The sequence below is a fragment of the Priestia endophytica DSM 13796 genome (genome assembly GCF_900115845.1).
In the GTDB taxonomy this organism is placed as follows: domain Bacteria; phylum Bacillota; class Bacilli; order Bacillales; family Bacillaceae_H; genus Bacillus_I; species Bacillus_I endophytica.
This window is the reverse complement of record NZ_FOXX01000001.1, coordinates 460,321-477,084: the sequence shown is the minus strand read 5'-3', so window position 1 is coordinate 477,084 and position 16,764 is coordinate 460,321. Positions and strand designations below refer to the sequence as shown.

The 16,764-nt window shown below is 35.5% G+C and carries 24 protein-coding genes; 20 read left to right on the top strand and 4 right to left on the bottom strand.

The window, feature by feature from the left end:
• The first annotated feature begins 172 nt into the window (after positions 1–172).
• From BM012_RS02460 to BM012_RS02420, 9 genes are all read left to right on the top strand, one after another.
• Positions 173–811, top strand: coding sequence for a hypothetical protein (locus BM012_RS02460; RefSeq protein ID WP_061801989.1), 639 nt, complete (start codon positions 173–175; stop codon positions 809–811).
• 49 nt (positions 812–860) lie between these two features.
• Entirely contained in the window at positions 861–1,010 is a 150-nt protein-coding gene (gene rpmG, locus BM012_RS02455) for a 50S ribosomal protein L33 (protein WP_019391484.1), read from the top strand.
• Positions 1,011–1,102: 92 nt separating this feature from the next.
• The gene (locus tag BM012_RS02450; RefSeq protein WP_061801988.1) at positions 1,103–1,666 is read left to right on the top strand and encodes a 5-formyltetrahydrofolate cyclo-ligase; all 564 of its coding nucleotides are present in this window, start codon (positions 1,103–1,105) and stop codon (positions 1,664–1,666) included.
• On the top strand, positions 1,659–2,456 hold the full coding sequence (locus tag BM012_RS02445) for a DUF92 domain-containing protein (protein WP_061801987.1): 798 nt from the start codon (positions 1,659–1,661) through the stop codon (positions 2,454–2,456). The genes BM012_RS02450 and BM012_RS02445 overlap by 8 nt, the downstream gene beginning before the upstream one ends.
• A gap of 61 nt (positions 2,457–2,517) precedes the next feature.
• Positions 2,518–2,697 carry a hypothetical protein gene (locus BM012_RS02440; protein ID WP_061801986.1) on the top strand — a complete coding sequence of 60 codons (180 nt, stop codon included), beginning with the start codon at positions 2,518–2,520 and terminating at the stop codon, positions 2,695–2,697.
• Positions 2,698–2,798: 101 nt separating this feature from the next.
• Positions 2,799–3,956, top strand: coding sequence for a rhomboid family intramembrane serine protease (locus tag BM012_RS02435; RefSeq protein ID WP_061801985.1), 1,158 nt, complete (start codon positions 2,799–2,801; stop codon positions 3,954–3,956).
• Between the two features lie 166 nt (positions 3,957–4,122).
• Entirely contained in the window at positions 4,123–4,323 is a 201-nt protein-coding gene (locus BM012_RS02430; protein WP_019391489.1) for a YqgQ family protein, read from the top strand.
• 6 nt (positions 4,324–4,329) lie between these two features.
• Positions 4,330–5,301: an ROK family glucokinase gene (locus BM012_RS02425; protein ID WP_061801984.1), complete on the top strand. Its 972-nt coding sequence runs from the start codon at positions 4,330–4,332 to the stop codon at positions 5,299–5,301.
• 157 nt (positions 5,302–5,458) lie between these two features.
• Positions 5,459–6,352: a M14 family metallopeptidase gene (locus BM012_RS02420; protein ID WP_061801983.1), complete on the top strand. Its 894-nt coding sequence runs from the start codon at positions 5,459–5,461 to the stop codon at positions 6,350–6,352.
• A 51-nt stretch (positions 6,353–6,403) separates the two neighbouring features.
• Here the strand turns inward: BM012_RS02420 and BM012_RS02415 are convergent, their stop codons facing one another.
• Positions 6,404–7,930, bottom strand: a complete 1,527-nt coding sequence (locus tag BM012_RS02415; protein ID WP_061801982.1) for a BCCT family transporter — start codon at positions 7,928–7,930, stop codon at positions 6,404–6,406.
• A 541-nt stretch (positions 7,931–8,471) separates the two neighbouring features.
• On the opposite strand from BM012_RS02415, the gene BM012_RS02410 reads away from it, so the two are divergent.
• The gene (locus BM012_RS02410; RefSeq protein WP_061801981.1) at positions 8,472–9,548 is read left to right on the top strand and encodes a YqgU-like beta propeller domain-containing protein; all 1,077 of its coding nucleotides are present in this window, start codon (positions 8,472–8,474) and stop codon (positions 9,546–9,548) included.
• Between the two features lie 55 nt (positions 9,549–9,603).
• On the opposite strand, the gene BM012_RS02405 is transcribed toward BM012_RS02410, so the two are convergent.
• Positions 9,604–9,777 carry a DUF2759 domain-containing protein gene (locus BM012_RS02405; RefSeq protein WP_019391493.1) on the bottom strand — a complete coding sequence of 58 codons (174 nt, stop codon included), beginning with the start codon at positions 9,775–9,777 and terminating at the stop codon, positions 9,604–9,606.
• A 158-nt stretch (positions 9,778–9,935) separates the two neighbouring features.
• On the opposite strand from BM012_RS02405, the gene BM012_RS02400 reads away from it, so the two are divergent.
• The gene (locus BM012_RS02400; RefSeq protein ID WP_061802324.1) at positions 9,936–10,571 is read left to right on the top strand and encodes an MBL fold metallo-hydrolase; all 636 of its coding nucleotides are present in this window, start codon (positions 9,936–9,938) and stop codon (positions 10,569–10,571) included.
• A 60-nt stretch (positions 10,572–10,631) separates the two neighbouring features.
• Here BM012_RS02400 and BM012_RS02395 read toward each other — a convergent pair whose 3' ends face one another.
• On the bottom strand, positions 10,632–10,868 hold the full coding sequence (locus BM012_RS02395) for a DUF2626 domain-containing protein (RefSeq protein WP_061801980.1): 237 nt from the start codon (positions 10,866–10,868) through the stop codon (positions 10,632–10,634).
• Positions 10,869–10,960: 92 nt separating this feature from the next.
• Entirely contained in the window at positions 10,961–11,665 is a 705-nt protein-coding gene (locus tag BM012_RS02390; protein WP_061801979.1) for a helix-turn-helix transcriptional regulator, read from the bottom strand.
• 180 nt (positions 11,666–11,845) lie between these two features.
• Between BM012_RS02390 and BM012_RS02385 the strand changes: the two genes are divergently transcribed.
• The 9 genes from BM012_RS02385 (at position 11,846) to BM012_RS02345 (ending at position 16,734) form a co-directional block, all read left to right on the top strand.
• The gene (locus tag BM012_RS02385; protein ID WP_061801978.1) at positions 11,846–12,226 is read left to right on the top strand and encodes a Spx/MgsR family RNA polymerase-binding regulatory protein; all 381 of its coding nucleotides are present in this window, start codon (positions 11,846–11,848) and stop codon (positions 12,224–12,226) included.
• 126 nt (positions 12,227–12,352) lie between these two features.
• Complete coding sequence (comGA, locus tag BM012_RS02380) at positions 12,353–13,417, top strand: competence type IV pilus ATPase ComGA (protein ID WP_061801977.1); 1,065 nt, start codon at positions 12,353–12,355, stop codon at positions 13,415–13,417.
• Positions 13,368–14,450, top strand: coding sequence for a competence type IV pilus assembly protein ComGB (comGB, locus tag BM012_RS02375; protein ID WP_139210293.1), 1,083 nt, complete (start codon positions 13,368–13,370; stop codon positions 14,448–14,450). The genes comGA and comGB overlap by 50 nt, the downstream gene beginning before the upstream one ends.
• 14 nt (positions 14,451–14,464) lie before the next feature.
• Positions 14,465–14,770: a competence type IV pilus major pilin ComGC gene (gene comGC / locus BM012_RS02370; protein WP_074842756.1), complete on the top strand. Its 306-nt coding sequence runs from the start codon at positions 14,465–14,467 to the stop codon at positions 14,768–14,770.
• The gene (comGD, locus tag BM012_RS02365; RefSeq protein WP_139210292.1) at positions 14,751–15,206 is read left to right on the top strand and encodes a competence type IV pilus minor pilin ComGD; all 456 of its coding nucleotides are present in this window, start codon (positions 14,751–14,753) and stop codon (positions 15,204–15,206) included. The genes comGC and comGD overlap by 20 nt, the downstream gene beginning before the upstream one ends.
• On the top strand, positions 15,196–15,510 hold the full coding sequence (locus tag BM012_RS02360; RefSeq protein WP_061801974.1) for a type II secretion system protein: 315 nt from the start codon (positions 15,196–15,198) through the stop codon (positions 15,508–15,510). The genes comGD and BM012_RS02360 overlap by 11 nt, the downstream gene beginning before the upstream one ends.
• The gene (comGF, locus tag BM012_RS02355) at positions 15,507–15,935 is read left to right on the top strand and encodes a competence type IV pilus minor pilin ComGF (RefSeq protein WP_061801973.1); all 429 of its coding nucleotides are present in this window, start codon (positions 15,507–15,509) and stop codon (positions 15,933–15,935) included. Before BM012_RS02360 ends, comGF begins: the two co-directional genes overlap by 4 nt.
• The gene (gene comGG, locus BM012_RS02350) at positions 15,932–16,327 is read left to right on the top strand and encodes a competence type IV pilus minor pilin ComGG (protein WP_061801972.1); all 396 of its coding nucleotides are present in this window, start codon (positions 15,932–15,934) and stop codon (positions 16,325–16,327) included. The genes comGF and comGG overlap by 4 nt, the downstream gene beginning before the upstream one ends.
• Before the next feature lie 221 nt (positions 16,328–16,548).
• Entirely contained in the window at positions 16,549–16,734 is a 186-nt protein-coding gene (locus BM012_RS02345) for a YqzE family protein (RefSeq protein WP_019391505.1), read from the top strand.
• Positions 16,735–16,764 lie beyond the last annotated feature (30 nt).

Below are 16,764 nucleotides of genomic sequence, written 5' to 3'. Positions count from 1 at the left end.
GTTCTTTACAATTAACTGAATTTTTAGAAAAATAAAAGTGCTAATGCCTATAAACAATCTTCAACAGAAGGATTTAATAGAAAACGTTTAGCTGACAGTAAATTTACAAATCTTTTAATAAGTTCATATATCAATTGTGTTCGGTACAATAAAACAGATAGAGGGTGCGAAAATGGATACATTGTATACAAACGAGAAGTGTATGGATAATTTCAATGATTCAGCAACATTTTTTCAACTAAGAATTGGAATGTGGATTGATGGAGAATTTTCATGGATTGAAATGTCCGAAAAAGAACGTCACATTCAAAACTGTGTCCAGTACAAATCCTTTGCTTTTCAAGACGAGCATAAGTCTTGCCTTATTGATGGACACAGAATTTCTTTAGAGAACTTAAATAATAGAAGTAAAGAAATTAAGCTATATGTGCAGTATGAGCAAACGAAGCCTTTAGCAAAGCTTGCTTACTACAGGCCGAAAGATCATCTTCTTTCTTATCATATTGAAGAAGGGCTTGTTTTTATTAATGGAAAAATTGATGAAAAAGGAATAAAGCAGTATACTGTAACTTCAGCAGATCAAATAAATGAAGAGCGCCATCTTTGGGGGAATATTCGTAAAGGGGCGTTAAAATATCAACCTCTTGCATCTCGAAATATTGTGAGTGCGTTTACTTTAGAGAGCTTTCTTCTTCCATATGAGCATACTTTTGCTGATATATGGAATATTAAAGCAATAAATGAAGAAAACGGGGTTAATGCTAATAGAAAGCTTATAAAAAACAGACTGGAATTTTCATTCGAAAGATGATATTATATTATAGTCTGATTAACGAAATCATGTTTGGAGGGATAACATCATGCGTGTACAAGTAACTTTAGCTTGCACTGAAACTGGTGACCGTAACTACATCACTACTAAAAATAAACGTAACAATCCAGATCGCCTTGAGCTTAAAAAATATAGCCCAAGACTTAAAAAAGTAACATTACATCGTGAGACTAAGTAAAACAGTAGGAATTTTTATTCCTGCTGTTTTTTGTTTAAAAAGAACTCTTTTAAAAGATAGATAAGAACATTACATAATAAGGGGATAAAATGATGGAGGAGAAAAAGGTTAAAAGAAATCTAATGAAGAAGAATTTAAAAGAGCTGTCTTTGTTAGAGCGGAAAGAGATGAATAAAGAGATTCTATCAAGAGTTGAAAATACAAGAGAATGGAAAGAAGCAAGAACAATTGGAATTACACTTTCACTTCCATTTGAGGTTGAAACAAGAGATATTATTGAGAAGGCATGGGGTGAGGGGAAAAGAGTTGCCGTTCCTAAGTGTTTTCCTCAGACGCACAAAATGGAGTTCTACCAACTTTCATCTTTCACTGAGCTTGAAACTGTTCAGTTTGGCATTGAAGAACCGCTTATTACAGCTGAAAAAATATCAAAAGAAGAACTGGATGTGATCTTTGTTCCAGGAGTAATTTTTGCGAAAAATGGTTATAGAGTAGGCTTTGGTGGAGGATATTATGACCGTTATTTGCAAAACTACCGAGGGAAGAAGATATCGATTGCTTTTCATATTCAAATTGCTGACTTTGTGCCAATTGAACCTCACGATATTCCCGTTGGTAAAATCATTACAAACCAAGAGGTGTTGATTTGTGAATGAGCATCTTCTTTTCTTCCTTCTTGTTATTGTCGCATCATATGCAGGATATAAAGTAAAGGCTCTTACAAAATCAGGAGCGTTTGGAGCCTTTTTAATAGGAAGCAGTATCTATGCTGGAACAGGAGTAAAAGGTCTTGCTTTACTTGGTGTTTTCTTTATCACTTCTTCGTTTGTGAGTTTTTTGTTTCAAAAGCGAAAAGAACATGTTGAAGAGAAGTTAGAAAAATCAAGCAGTAGAGACATTATACAGGTGTTTGCAAATGGAGGAGTTCCAGCTTTATTTAGTCTTTTCTTGCTTTTCGATCCTACTCACAAAGAAATGCTCACTTTCTTATTTGCTGTAAGTATTGCAGCAGCAAACTCGGATACGTGGGCATCAGAAATTGGGACTCTTAGCAAGAGAAAGCCACGTTATATTTTAACATTAAGAAAAGTAGAAGCAGGAACATCAGGAGCTATCTCATTACTTGGAACCTTTGCCGCATTTAGCGGGGCTTTGTTGATTGGTCTTTTTTTCACTATCTTTTGGGAGGAAAAGGTGTCGGCTCTTTTGTTTATTGCGATTTTCGGTTTTTTAGGAAATATAGCCGATACTGTTCTTGGAGCAACCATCCAAGTAGAATACAAATGTGCTAATTGTGGTATTCATACGGAGAAAACAGAGCATTGCTACATGAAAACAAAGAAAATTAAAGGCATTACCTTTTTTAATAATGATACAGTTAACGTAACAGCTGTCTTCATTGGAGCATTTCTCGCTTTTCTTGCCTTCCCTTATATACAAGTTTAATAAGAAAGGGAAGAATAATCAGCATTGTTCGTGGGAAAGTAAGAAGAGGAGGTTAGAATATATGAAACGTTTATTGAAGTTTTTCATTATGACTTTACTTATTTCACTTGTTTATCAGTCACGTTATCAGTTGTTAAACATGCTGTTAAGAAATAGAGTAGGTCGCAGCTTAGCTGTAAGAACGGCTTTTACTTTTCCTTATATCCGCGGTAAGATGATGTCGCAACTTTTTAAGTATTAAGAAGGAAGGAACACAGTTTCTTCCTTTTTTTATATGGATGGAATGTAAAAACTTGCTTTTTTAACTGGATTTTGCGATGTTTAAAAAAAGAGTTCAGGGTGGTGAAAAAGATAGCAGTCTTAAAGCAAGATTTTCTATACTTTCAAATCGCACACTTTCTTATAGAAGAACAGAACTACAAACTGATCTACGCTTCCGATTCTAAACAAAATTTATACTTTAAAAATAGCGAACAGGATAGCTATATTAGGCTTGTTAGAAAAGATTTAATTTGGACGCGAGATCTTAAAGAAGATATAGAAAACGAGGAAGAAACTTTACGAAATTCAACAGTTTATCGTTTGTCCAAAAAAGCAAAATGGACTTATTTATATATATCAGATGTTAATCCTTTTTTTGACTTTCACTATATTTTTAGCACAATTACAGAAGGAAACATAACTGGAAATCTTTTTTCGCCAGCTGATGTAATGGAAGAGGAGGAATTGGCTTTTGAGAAAAAGTTTTCACCGCTTGTAGATGAGGAAAGCGCTTTAAATTTTATAGAAGATGTGAAACAAAAAATACAAAGTATTGAGCGAGAGCGGGAAAAGGCCATTCAAAGAACGTTATTTTACGGAAAGCCCATCTTTTCTTCCGTTTTCTTATTTATACAGATTTTCTTCTTTTTTTGGCTTGAATTTAACGGAGGAAGTCAGAATGTAGAAACGCTCGTTAAATATGGAGCTAAGCATAATGAGCTTCTTTTAGAGGGAGAATGGTGGAGGCTCATTACCCCTATTTTTCTCCACATTGGCTTTCTGCACCTCTTAATGAACAGTATTGCTCTGTATTATGTTGGCACAGTTGTTGAACGAATATATGGAAGCAGTCGTTTTCTATTAATTTATCTTATAGCTGGAGTATCTGGAACAATAGGAAGCTTTTTATTTAGTCCAACGGTTTCAGCCGGAGCCTCTGGTGCTATTTTTGGCTGTTTTGGTGCTCTCTTGTTTTTTGGGTATAAAAGCCCGAAAATCTTTTTTGATACGTTAGGAACGAACGTCATCATGCTCGTTCTATTTAATATTGTGTTTGGGTTCGTTGTCCCTGGTATTGATAATGCGGGTCATTTGGGCGGACTTATTGGCGGATTTGTTGCAGCAGGTGCTGTTCAACTTCCTAAAAAACAGAGTAAATTGGCTTCTTTAGTGTATATTGTAATTTTAATAATTGGGATTGGCAGCAGTTTATTTTATGGATATAATTATAAGAGTTAGCAGTAAGATTTAATAGGTATATTAAAAGGATTATAGCTTTTAAAAGAGAAAGTATGTTTATACCTATTGAAAGAATTTACAGTAATTCACGAGGGAGAAACCTTGACGACTATAGTGATTCTCGTTACAGTAATATAGGAGAATTTATTAATTAATAGGTGAATAAATGAAAACGTTATACGATGTGCAGCAGCTTTTAAAAAGATTTGGAACTATTATTTATACAGGAAGCCAACAAGCTGACCTTGACCTTATGGAAGAAGAGCTAAGAGAGCTTGCAAGGTCCGGTTTGATTGAATATCGTCAGTTAACTGAAGCACTTCTTTTAATTCGCCATAGACGTGAACAAAGAACAGAAAAAGGATGAGATCTTATGGAAGAGAAATGGCTGATTGGGGTTGATTTAGGAGGAACGACAGTAAAGTTAGCCTTCGTTAATCAATATGGAGAAATCATTTACAAATGGGAAATTCCAACTGATAAAAGCAATCAAGGACATAATATCCCAACAGATATTGCAAAGTCAATTGATGAACAGCTTGAAAAGTGTGGGGAAATGAAAGCTAAAATTATGGGAATTGGCATCGGAGCCCCAGGACCTGTAAAGGAAACAAATGGTTCTGTAGATGTTGCCGTTAATTTAGGTTGGAATAAATTCCCTTTGAAAGACTTACTTGAAGTTGAAACAGGTCTTCCTGTGTTTGTAGACAATGATGCAAATATTGCAGCAATTGGTGAGATGTGGAAAGGTGCTGGTGAAGGAGCAAAAGATCTTCTTTGCGTTACACTTGGTACAGGTGTTGGCGGTGGCATTATTGCACATGGTGACATTGTACGTGGAGTAAATGGGGCTGCTGGTGAGATTGGACATATTACTTCTGTACCTGAAGGTGGAGCTCCGTGTAACTGTGGAAAAACAGGATGTTTAGAAACAGTAGCTTCAGCAACAGGAATCGTTCGTCTTGCTAAAGAAAAGATCACTGAAAACGGAAACACGACAATGCAATGTTTTTATGAAGATGGAACTTTAACAGCCAAAGAAGTATTTGACTGTGCTCGTGAAGGCGATGAAGTGGCAAAAGCAGTAATTGAAGAAGTAGCGTTTCACCTTGGTTTAGCGCTAGCAAATACTGCAAATGGATTAAATCCTGAAAAAATCGTTCTCGGTGGAGGCGTTTCTCGTGCCGGTGATATTTTACTTCAGTCTATTAAAGACAGATTTAATCAATTTGCGTTTCCTCGTGTTGCAAAAGGAGCGGAAATTACAATTGCAACGTTAGGTAACGATGCAGGTGTAATTGGCGGGGCATGGCTTGTTAAAACACAGCTGCCACAGCACGTGTAAAAAGTTAGACTTGGACACAAAGCTTAGAAAGTAAAAGAGTGTTACGATACACCCTTTTACTTTCTAAGCTTTTTTAGTATGTTGAATATCTCTTAACAGTTCTTCAACATAAAGAAGCTTCTTCTATAATAAAATGAACGAGAAGAGGGGGGATAACATGTGGAATACACCTTGTGATTCAAGACGCTTAGAGGAGGCTTTATACGCATTAAACAACCTATACTCTTTCGTCAACATAGAGGTTATTGGGCAGAGCGTGTTAGGACAAGATTTATATCATATAACAATAGGAGAAGGAGCACGAAAAGTCCATATGAATGCCTCAATGCATGCGAATGAATGGATTACAACAAATAGTCTTATGCTCTTTTTGTTTCACTATTGTCAAAGGATTGATTGTGATGGAGAGATTGAAAACAAGAAAGCAAGAGAACTTTTTAAAGAGACAACACTTTCTGCCTTTCCGATGATTAATCCAGATGGAGTTAACCTCGTTTTGCATGGAGTTAAAAGTACTGATATAGAAAGAGAGAAAGTGCTATTTATAAATGAAGGAAGTATGGAGTTTCATCACTGGAAAGCTAATATTAGAGGGATAGACTTGAATAATCAATTTCCAGCTAATTGGGAGATTGAAAAAGAGCGAAAGGAAGCTAAACGAGCTGCACCACGTGACTATCCTGGTGATGTGCCGCTTACAGAACCTGAAGTAAGAGCATTGTATACTTTAACAGAGAAGGAAAACTTTGATTCTGTTCTTTCCCTACATACACAAGGAGAAGAATTTTATTGGGGCTATATGAACAAAGAACCACAAATCTCAAAAAAAATGGCAGATGAGTTTGCAAGAGTAAGTAATTACAAATCAGTTCAGATGATTGACAGCCATGCAGGGTATAAAGATTGGTTTATTCATGAGTATAGAAGACCAGGTTTTACAATTGAACTCGGCAAGGGCATTAATCCACTTCCTATTTCACATCTTCCTTCTATTTATGATAGATGTTCTAAAATCTTAGTAGCTCAGTTAGCTTTTGATACAAAGGGATAAAATAAAAAGGATCGCTTATATTTAAGCGATCCTTTTGCTTTTACAAGCTGCTTAGCTTGCTTTTTTCTTAACTGCTTTCTCTTCTTCAAGTTCCTCTCGCAATGCTTTAAGAAGTGCCCAGCACATAAAGAGCAGGACAAAAATAAATGGAAAGGCTGAAACGAGAGAAGCCGTTTGGAGAACATTTAGAGCATTTTCCCCACCAGCTAAAAGCAGAACTGCTGCTGATGCAGCTTGAACAATTCCCCATGTTACTTTAATTTTAACAGATGGATCCAAGTTTCCTCGCTCACTTAACATACCTAGTACGAAACTAGATGTATCTGCTACTGTAATATAATAAATTAATACAACAGCAAACCCGACAGCAGTTAAGACACCACTTGCAGGAAGATAGTCAAAGAACGTGAAAACAGATAGGGATACATTAGATGCAATATCATTTGCTAATCCAGGATTGCTTGCATTTTGAACTAAATCAAGCGCAGCTCCTCCGAACACAGCAAACCATGCGCACGTACCAAGTGTTGGTACAACAAGTACGCCGATAACGAATTCGCGAATTGTTCTTCCTTTTGAAATACGAGCGATGAACATTCCAACGAAAGGACACCATGCAATCCACCAAGCCCAATAGAATAGGGTCCAGTCTCCAACCCACGCGTTATCCGTGAATGGAGTTAAACGTAAGCTCATTTCAACAAAGTCGTTTAAATAACTACCAAGTGAAGTGAAGAACGTTTCAAAAATAATCGATGTTGGTCCTAGAATTAATACCAGGAACATGATCAAGAAAGATAAAATAATAGCTGCATTAGATAAAAATTGGATACCTTTCTCTAGTCCTGTACTAATCGAGATGATAAATAATATCGTTCCAGCACCAATAACGGTCATTTGAATTGCCGTTGTGTCAGGCAGACCAAATATAGCATGAAGTCCAGCCGAAATTTGCATTGCACCAAGCCCAAGAGATGTTGCAATTCCAAATACGGTAGCGAACACGGAAATAATGTCAATCGTTTTTCCGATTGGTCCGTAAATTCTTTCTTTAAGAACAGGGTAGAAGATGGAACTAATTGCAGCAGGCAACCCTTTCTTAAATTGGAAATAAGCTAAAGCCAATCCGATGACAGTATAAATTCCCCATGGCTGTAATCCCCAGTGGAAGAATGAGAACTTCATAGCAACGTTTGCTGCTGAATCTGTAAACCCTTCTCCATATGGAGGATTTGTATAATGTGTAACAGGTTCTGCAACTCCCCAGTAAACAATACCAACGCCCATACCTGCTCCAAATAACATAGCAAGCCAAGATCCTGTTTTAAACTCTGGTTTCTCGTTATCTTTTCCTAGTTTGATATGTCCATATCTAGAAAATAATAAATACACTGCGAAGATGACTAAGAAAAAAGCAGAGCCTAGATAAACCCAACCAAGGTTATTAATCATAAAAGTGTAAATAGCATTTGTCACAGAAGTGAAGCTTGAGGTAAAGAGACCTCCCCAGACGATAAAAATAACCGTCAGTAAAATAGAAATGATAAAAACACTATGTTTTCCAAAACCTTTGTTCATAATATCTATTGTTGCTCCTTTCTTTATTCAGTTTTTAGAAACTGGTATTAAAGGGGGGGGGGCGAACAAGTAACTAGTTTAACATACTCATATGCATTGTCTAGTCTGACGGTTGCTATTTTCAAACAGTTGGTGTCTTTATGCCTATTATGAAGGGGGTTTGAAGAGATGAACCTTTTTTGAAAAAATTTATAAATTGTGTTATTAGATACAAAAAAGTCACATAACAGAATTTATGAAAAAAAATTTAAGGAATGTAAAAAGTATGAGTCGAAGGTACATTTTTTGCTAAAATGAATGTAGGATTTGGGCTCTAAAAAAGGTGAAAAATGGATATTATCTTATCGGAAAATGCTTTTTAAAATTGCACATGGTGCAAATATATGGTCATTATTAACTGTAAAGGAATAAATATTTACTTTAAAATATTAAAAGAGATAATTTAACATCTTTGATTTTTAAAATATAGTTGAAATCACCCATTACACGTAGGATAATTCAAGTTAGAATGGAATAAGTTTGAGAAAAAGTGGGTGAGTTGATGAGGAAGAATGTGTTTGTTTTATTGTTGATTTTTGTAGTCCTAACAGGGTGTCAAGCTCATCAACCTAACTCGAAAATTAGAGAAGGAACCAAAGAGAGTCATATATTTGATGATATTAAGTCTCTTCATACACAAGATTCTACAGCCATTGGAGATTGGTATGATAAGGATCATGTTTTAGTTATAGATAAAAAAGACAACGAATATGAAGTGAATCGGTATAATTTATATTCAGGAAAGAGCTCTTCTTTTTTTAAAACGAGCAATCAAGTGATGTCAATAAAGAGAAGTCCTGATAGCAAAATGTTTCTCTTGCAAACTTCTTTATCAGAAGAGAAAATTGAACTTTCTATTTTAAATAGAAAAGGAGAGTTGCAAAAAAGGTTTTCGTTTCCAGCCTATGAAGTTGAATATAATTGGAATTCTTTTGATGAAAATCGCATTGTTGTTACAACGTTTTCAAAAGATTGGAGCTTTGATGTTTACGCTCTTAATATTGAGACTGGGGAGAAGAAACACCTTTCTACAGATCAGCCGTTTGTTCAATGGATGAGTAAAACAAATATTGCTTATTTAGATAACAAGGATTTAATGAACAATGAAGCGCCACTCGTGAAAGAAGACATTGAAACAAGTAAAAAGAATGCCTTATCAAAAAAAGGCCTTATGTTTTTGAATGACCAAAAATATTTACTTGTGCTGCGTTACGATCAGGATCAAGAAGGATATGGAACTTATACTTTTTATGATAGGAAAAATCAAAAGGTAAGGGAGTTTCAAGTTCCTCTTCTTTCAGATTATTCTGGATGGAGTGTACCGTACTATGGATGGGATTCTCGTCAACATGTGTTTTATACATATAAGCCAAAGTACAGTACAAATAAAGCTTCTTACAATGAGGAATTTATGCTTGTAGGCTTTTCATTAGAAACGGGGCAAGAAAACAAAATTGCGTCGTTAAAGGAAGAGAAACCAATAAGGCTTTCTCCAGACGGTAAGTATGCGTTACTTGGTTTGAGTGGAAAGAAAATAGTGGATTTAAAGACAGGGGAAACTAAATCATTGATAAAATAATAGCATGTAAAAATGGCTTTTGAGTAATATTACTCAAAAGCCGTTTTTGTGTATGTTAATGTCCGCCTGGATAGCCATTTCCGATGATTGTCATAACTGTAAAAAATCCGAATACAGCAAAAGTCGCTAAAGCAAAACCAAATCCTAAAAAGTTTTTGTTTTTAAGCGCTGAAATCGTACCAAATATCGCTAAAAGTGCAACTAGACCAAAAATAATAACTGTACCCATTGATTTCCCCCTTTTCCCCAGTTACTTAATACTATTCACTTGCTAGGTCAAAATATCCGATGTACCATAAATAGTGTACACACTTAAGCTTATTTTATAGCTTTTCTAAATATTTGTCGAGGTAAAAAATCTGAAAATAAGAGGTGTTAAAGGTAATGTTGAAGCATTATAAAAGATCACTAGGTCCTGTTGGAACGAACTGCTATGTTGTAGCAAACGAGAAAAAAGAATGTCTAATTTTTGATCCAAGTGCAGAAGGCCACAAAATTATGGCACTTATTAAAGAAAAAGGTTTAAAACCACAAGCTATTTTATTAACTCATGCTCATTTTGACCATATTGGAGCTCTTGATGAAGTAAGAGACCGCTTTGATGTGCCTGTTTATGTCCACAAAAAAGAGAAAGATTGGCTTGGAGATCCATCAAAAAATGCTTCTGCTTCTTTCCCATTAGGTCCTGTTACAGCTAAAGAAGCAACAAACTTTTGGGATGTAGAGGGAGAGAAAACGATTGGAAGCTTCTCATTTTCTGTGCTTGAAACACCAGGGCACACGCCAGGAAGTGTCTCTTATGTTTTCAAAGAAGATGATTTTGTTATCTCAGGTGACGTTCTATTTGCTGGCAGCATTGGAAGAACTGATTTGCCAGGTGGAAATCACGAAGAACTGCTAGAGAGCATTCATAAAAAAATGCTTACTCTAGGAGAAACAATGCTTGTTTTATCAGGTCATGGTGAAGAAACCACAATTGAAAGAGAAATGGACAGCAACCCATTTCTGAATGGCTTCATGTAAATAAAAAGCAGTGCTAACAATAGCACTGCTTTTTACTTTTAATTTGGAAGCGCTATCTAATTATCCTCCAGGAGTCATCATAAATGTCGTCCAATATGTGAATCCAGCAAAGAAAACGGTTAGATACGCTCCAAAAACATAGATGTACATTCGCTCTGAAAGTTTTAAATAGCTTAATAGCACAAAAAAGCCTGTTTGACCTAGAAACAGCAGTGACGTTGTTGGCATATGGCCGAGATAGAACATAACTGCGAAAATTCCCGTCCAAAAGCCAAGAACTCGATACATACGATCCATACGTATCCCTCCCCTTTGGCTCACTATAAAACATTTTCTTTTTTATTATAATGTGAAAATTAGGAAAAAGTAAATGAGGTTTAAGCTAATCACTAAAAAAGCTTTTCTACACTATATGTACAAATACCTGCTTCTAAACCAATTGTTTTGTTAGAGTCTGAAAAAGTAGCGTTTTTGAAAAAGTAATATATCATTCCTTGCACGAAAGAACGATGAATGCAGCGCGTTAATTCTTCATTTTGAGGAACAATGGTTTGAAAGGGACAACGCGAAATATGCAGAGAAATGGAGCTATAATCAGGTGAGCCTTGAATAGACAAGCGCATACCGATCTTTTCGGCAGCTTCTTTTATAAGAAAAATTTTATCTTTTCCGTATTTTATAGGTTTAGAAGGAGCGTTTTGATGGTAATAATCTTTAATATAGGCTATCCCCATTTTAATAGCGGTTTTGTAAAGAGCTTCTTTTCCTTCTTCTCCAAATGTAGATATTGTACAGAGAAGTAATTTAGAAAGAAGCTGATAAACATCATAGGAGAATGTAAGCTGGGTAAGATGATCAGAAAGCTTATACAGAAGACGAGGACGTCCTCCTTTTCCGGTTTTATAAGCTTCTGAGATTATGAGATTGCTATCTTCAAGTTTTGTGAGATGGCTTCTGGCTACATTGGGGTGAATATGAAATTTCTCGGAAACTTCTTGAGCGGTAATAGGCATCTCAGTTGTTTTTAAGTGATTATAGATATTAAAACGTGTTGGATCACCGAGAATGCTCGATAGTTTTAATACTTCCTCCATTGAAATCAACCTCCTAATTCAAAAGATAGCTATATTATAGTTCATTCGTCCTATTTTTGGAATATGAAATACAGTAAATTAAAACTCTTTTAAAACAGGCTTAAAACAAGTTAATTATGTGTTGTACCAATATTATACAAAGAGATAAGAGAATAAATATAATAAAGGGAGAGAATTACAATGGAAAACATTCGTTTCTACACATACCCAAGCTGTACGTCTTGTCGTAAAACAAAAAAATGGCTAAAAGGAGAAGGAGTTCCTTTTAGTGAGCGACATCTCTTTCGTGAAACCCCTACATATGAGGAGCTTATTAACCTTCTACGTTTAACAACAGATGGAATTGATGAAATTTTAGCGAAACGCAGTCAAGAATTTAAGAAGTTAGACATCAATATTGAAGAACTTTCACTATCAGAAGCTGTAGATTTGCTGATTGAACATCCAAGATTGCTAAGAAGACCAATTTTAACAGATGGCCAAAAGCTAGTCATTGGCTATAATGAATCAGCACTTAAAAATCTTGTGAAAAAGAAATCCAAAAAAGTTCTTTCAGCATAGGCATCTTTTTTGTTAAGTTATGACTTAGCAGTTTTTTGTAGAAAAATAAAAAATAAAGAAGGAATTTTGAAAAACGCGGCGAAATTTCTGTTTGTACAAAATCCATAGAAAGGTGTGACAGAAATTTTGCTTTCCTCAATTGAAAAGCTTGCTGAAAGTTTAGTTGAAAAAGCTTGCTTGCACAGAGTATCAGATATTCACCTTATTCCTCGTGAACTTGATGCTCTTATCCAGCTCAGGCTAGATCAAGAGCTTTTTCAACATGCGATTTTGAAAAGAGATATATTTCAACGGTTACTTGCTCATTTTAAATTTTTAGGAGGTATGGATATTGGTGAAAAAAGAAAACCTCAAAGCGGCTCTCTTATGATGCAAATAGGAAACCAACGTGTATATCTTCGACTTTCAACATTACCTACTGTTTTTGATGAAAGCCTCGTTATTCGTGTGCTCCCTCAAGATAACATGACATCTATTCATTTTCTTTCCCTTTTCCCACATTCCACAAGAAAACTTCTCGCTCTTTTGCAACATTCCCATGGATTATTAATTTTCACTGGCCCAACAGGCTCGGGCAAAACGACTACGTTATATACACTTCTCCAGCAAGCTAAAAGCCTCATTAATCGAAATATCATTACTCTTGAAGATCCCGTAGAGAAGCAATACGATGGTGTTTTGCAAGTTCAAGTAAATGAACGGGCAGGCATCACATATGAAAAAGGACTGCGTGCAATTTTAAGGCATGATCCTGATATTATTATGGTCGGAGAAATTCGAGATGATGAAACAGCAAAAATTGCAGTTCGCGCTGCTTTGACAGGGCACCTAGTGCTTACGACAATGCATACGAGAGATACAAAAGGAGCCATATACAGATTGTTGGAATTTGGAGTTCCGTATCAGGAAATATATCAAACACTTATTGGGGTAGTAGCACAGCGACTCGTTCAAATTCGCTGTCCGTATTGTAAGGAAAAGTGTGTGCCGCTCTGCAAAATAATGCGAAAACAACGACAGGCAGGCATCTATGAATTTCTATACGGAAAAGTACTAAAGGAAGTTCTTCAAGAGGCGAACGGAAAGCAAAAAGTCTATTCATATCCAAAACTCAAAGATATGGTTTGGCGAGGCGTTGCTTTTGGATACCTTTATCCGTCAGTATTGGAAAGCTGGAAAGCATATGATTAAAAAAACAAAACAAAAAAAGCCGTTGCGTGAACAGGCTCAGTTGTTAACAAGGCTAGCGAGTTTATTAGAAAAAGGCTATACGATGTCTCAAGCACTAGAATTTCTTAGACTCCAAGGAGATAAAAAGCTTCAAACTGAAATTAGAAGTTGCTTAACAGCTTTGAAAAAAGGGCGTCCTCTTCATGAAGCATTCCAATTCTACGAGCTTAATAAAGAAGCGCTTATTTACCTTTATTTTGCAGAGCAGCACGGGGACATTAGCTTTGCTTTAAAAGAAAGTGGACGACTTACAAATGAAAAAGCACAGCAGCTTGTTAAAATTCGCAAAGTTATTCAATATCCTCTTTTATTATTTTTGTTCTTAATTGGCTTATTTATGACAATGTCATTCGTATTAATTCCTCAATTTTCTTCTCTTTACAGCTCCATGAATGAGAAACCTTCTTTTTTCCTTCTTTCCTTCTTTTTTCTAGCAAATCATTTTCCACTCCTTTTCCTAACTTTTATCATCATAATGGTAGGTATCCTCTTTTACTGTAGAGCATATTTAAAAAGATTATCTCCAGCTCAGAGAGTAAGGTTTTTATCGCGCTTGCCAATCTTTGGACCTCTTTATAAAAGTTTTTGTTCTTACTCCTTATCAGCTCATTTAGGCAATCTTTTGAAAGGAGGGCTGTCTATTAACGAAAGTTTACAAGCATTTTGTAGGCAAAAACATTCACCATTTTTTCAAGGAGAAGGAAAACGATTGAAGCTTGCTCTAACAAGAGGGAGAAGACTTCCAGAAATTATTGCAGAAGTTTCGTATTATGAATTAGAATTGTCGCAAATCGTTTCACACGGCCAGTCAAATGGTAACTTAGCACAGGAGCTTTGTGACTATAGTGCACTTGTGATTGAGAAAGTAGAAGGAAAAATAACAAAAATAATTAGCATTGTACAACCTCTTTTGTTTTCCCTAATCGGGTTAACCGTTCTTTGTTTATATTTGGCGATTATGATTCCTATGTTTCAAGCGATGTCCAGTTTATAAGGAGGTAAAAGTATATGATAAAAAATGAAAAAGGATTTACCTTAATTGAAATGCTTATTGTGATGTTAGTTATTACGGTTTTACTTCTTATTATGATTCCGAATATTGTTAGCCATAATAAAGCAATCCGAAATAAAGGGTGTGAGGCTTTTCTTAATACTGTGGAAGCACAGGTTCAAGTGTATGAAATTGAAAAAGGGAAGAAACCAACGATGAATGAACTTATTGAAGGACGATATTTGAAGGAAGCCAAATGTCCTAATGGAACAGAAATTACAATAAACGCTGATGGAAAAGCAAGTGAAGTTAGTGGAGGATAAAAACAAAAAGGTTGAAAGAGGATTCACGCTCCTTGAAACAGTTATTGTATTATTAATGCTTCACATTGTGATTCTCATTTTTGTTTTTTCGTTTCACTATCTTATCATGACTTATAATGAGCAAGCGTTTTTTGACAGATTTCAAAAAGACGTTCTCTATGCGCAACAGCTTGCTATTCATCGTCAAACACCAACAGCCATTAAATTTTCCCCTGAAGATCACAAATACCAAATAACAGCTAAAGGCAAAGTCATCTCTCAAACTTTTTATCATAAAGACGTTAGCATCTACTTCAAAACACTGAGGCCACCAATTACATTTGCTACAACTGGAAATATTAGTAGAGCTGGTACCCTTCATGTTACTTTTCAAAAGAAGGTATATGCAGTGGTATTTCTACTTGGGAGAGGGAGGATGTATATTAATGAAGTATGAAAAAGGTTTTGTTATGGTGGAAGCCGTTATCGCTTTTTCAATTTTTCTTCTTCTCACACTTTCTATTCTCCCGTTTTATATTCATTTAAAACAACAGCGTGCAAATTTAGCACGTGAATATATGGCGAGAACTTCATTATATAATGAGCTTCTTTATCAAACATATAATTCTCATCATCACTCTCCATCTACAACAAACTTCATGTTTACTTTTCAAAATGTCCAAGGTGGTAAGGGAGGATGTGTTTCTTGGTACACCTTTCATGGGAAAGAAAAAAAGGTTTGTGAGGTGCTGTTTCCGTGAAAAGAAATGGATTTACACTGCTTGAAACCATCTTTTGTTTTGCCATCTCACTTATTCTTTTAGCATCTTTTCCACTTCTCTTATCAGTTATTGAAACGGAAAGTTCGTATGATACTTTTACACAAGCTGAGTGGGATACATTTATTGCTCAAACGTCCATTGAACTTCGTGAAGCAGAAGAAGTTTCCATCTATAAGTCATTGTTACAGTTATCGCCTTCAGATCAAAATATTGTTGTCCAATATGAAAAATATGGCCACCTCGTTAGACGAAGGGTAAATGGATTAGGTCATGAGATCACGCTTCGCAATATCCATTCCCTTTCTTTTTCAGCGCATTCTCCCAAAATCATTACAATTGCAGTTGAGTCATTAAATGGAAAAGTTTACGAAGCTGTTATTCCCTTATATGGAGAACAGCTATGAGAAAAAATGAAAGGGGATTTGTGTTGCCAATCACTCTTCTTCTAACTTTTCTTGTCCTATTTCTTCTTACTCATTATAGTGCGCTTTATGTTGTAGAAGCGCGGAGTTTTTATGAAACGAAAGGAAGATATCAGCTTCAATATTTGATTAATCACGGTCTATTTGAAGCGAAAAAGTATGTTAATGATTCATTAAAAAAAGAAGAGACATCATGGATTGAAACTAAAAACGGAAGTGTTGAAATTACGATTAGTCCTTTAAGTGCAACAGAAGCAAAAGTAGAGCTTGTGTGTAAAGGGGCAAATAGCGGAAATGCAACAGTATGGGTTGTTATGGATGTAGACTCTCATAAAGTAATCCAATATCAAGAAGGGTCATCCCTTTCTTTTTAAAGCTTGGTTATGGAAACGCGAAATAAAGTTAATTTTATCGTTAATGAAACTTAAGAGGTGATGAAGTACAAGAGATAAGCAGTAGCGTAAAATTAACGTTTCCTCGCTAAAACGAATCATGCGTATTATAGTTTACTCTATTTTCTATTCTCTATCCCTTTCTTCAATGATTAAAATCCATTAAAAAAGGGCATGCTACGTACTGAAAGAAGGTGGACAACGTGTCAGTGAATGATTATGTTAAGTTTATGACACAAGAAATTGTTCAATACATGGATAAGCCAAAAGACGATCGGAAAAAACAGCGTCAGCAAAAAAAGCAAGAACGCCAACCGTTTGCAGTTCGCTGGTTTGGTGTTTTACCGTATGCGCTAATTATGATGAAGCGTCGTCAAAAAAATAAATAGCATAATAAGCATCCTGCACTCTCTGCAGGA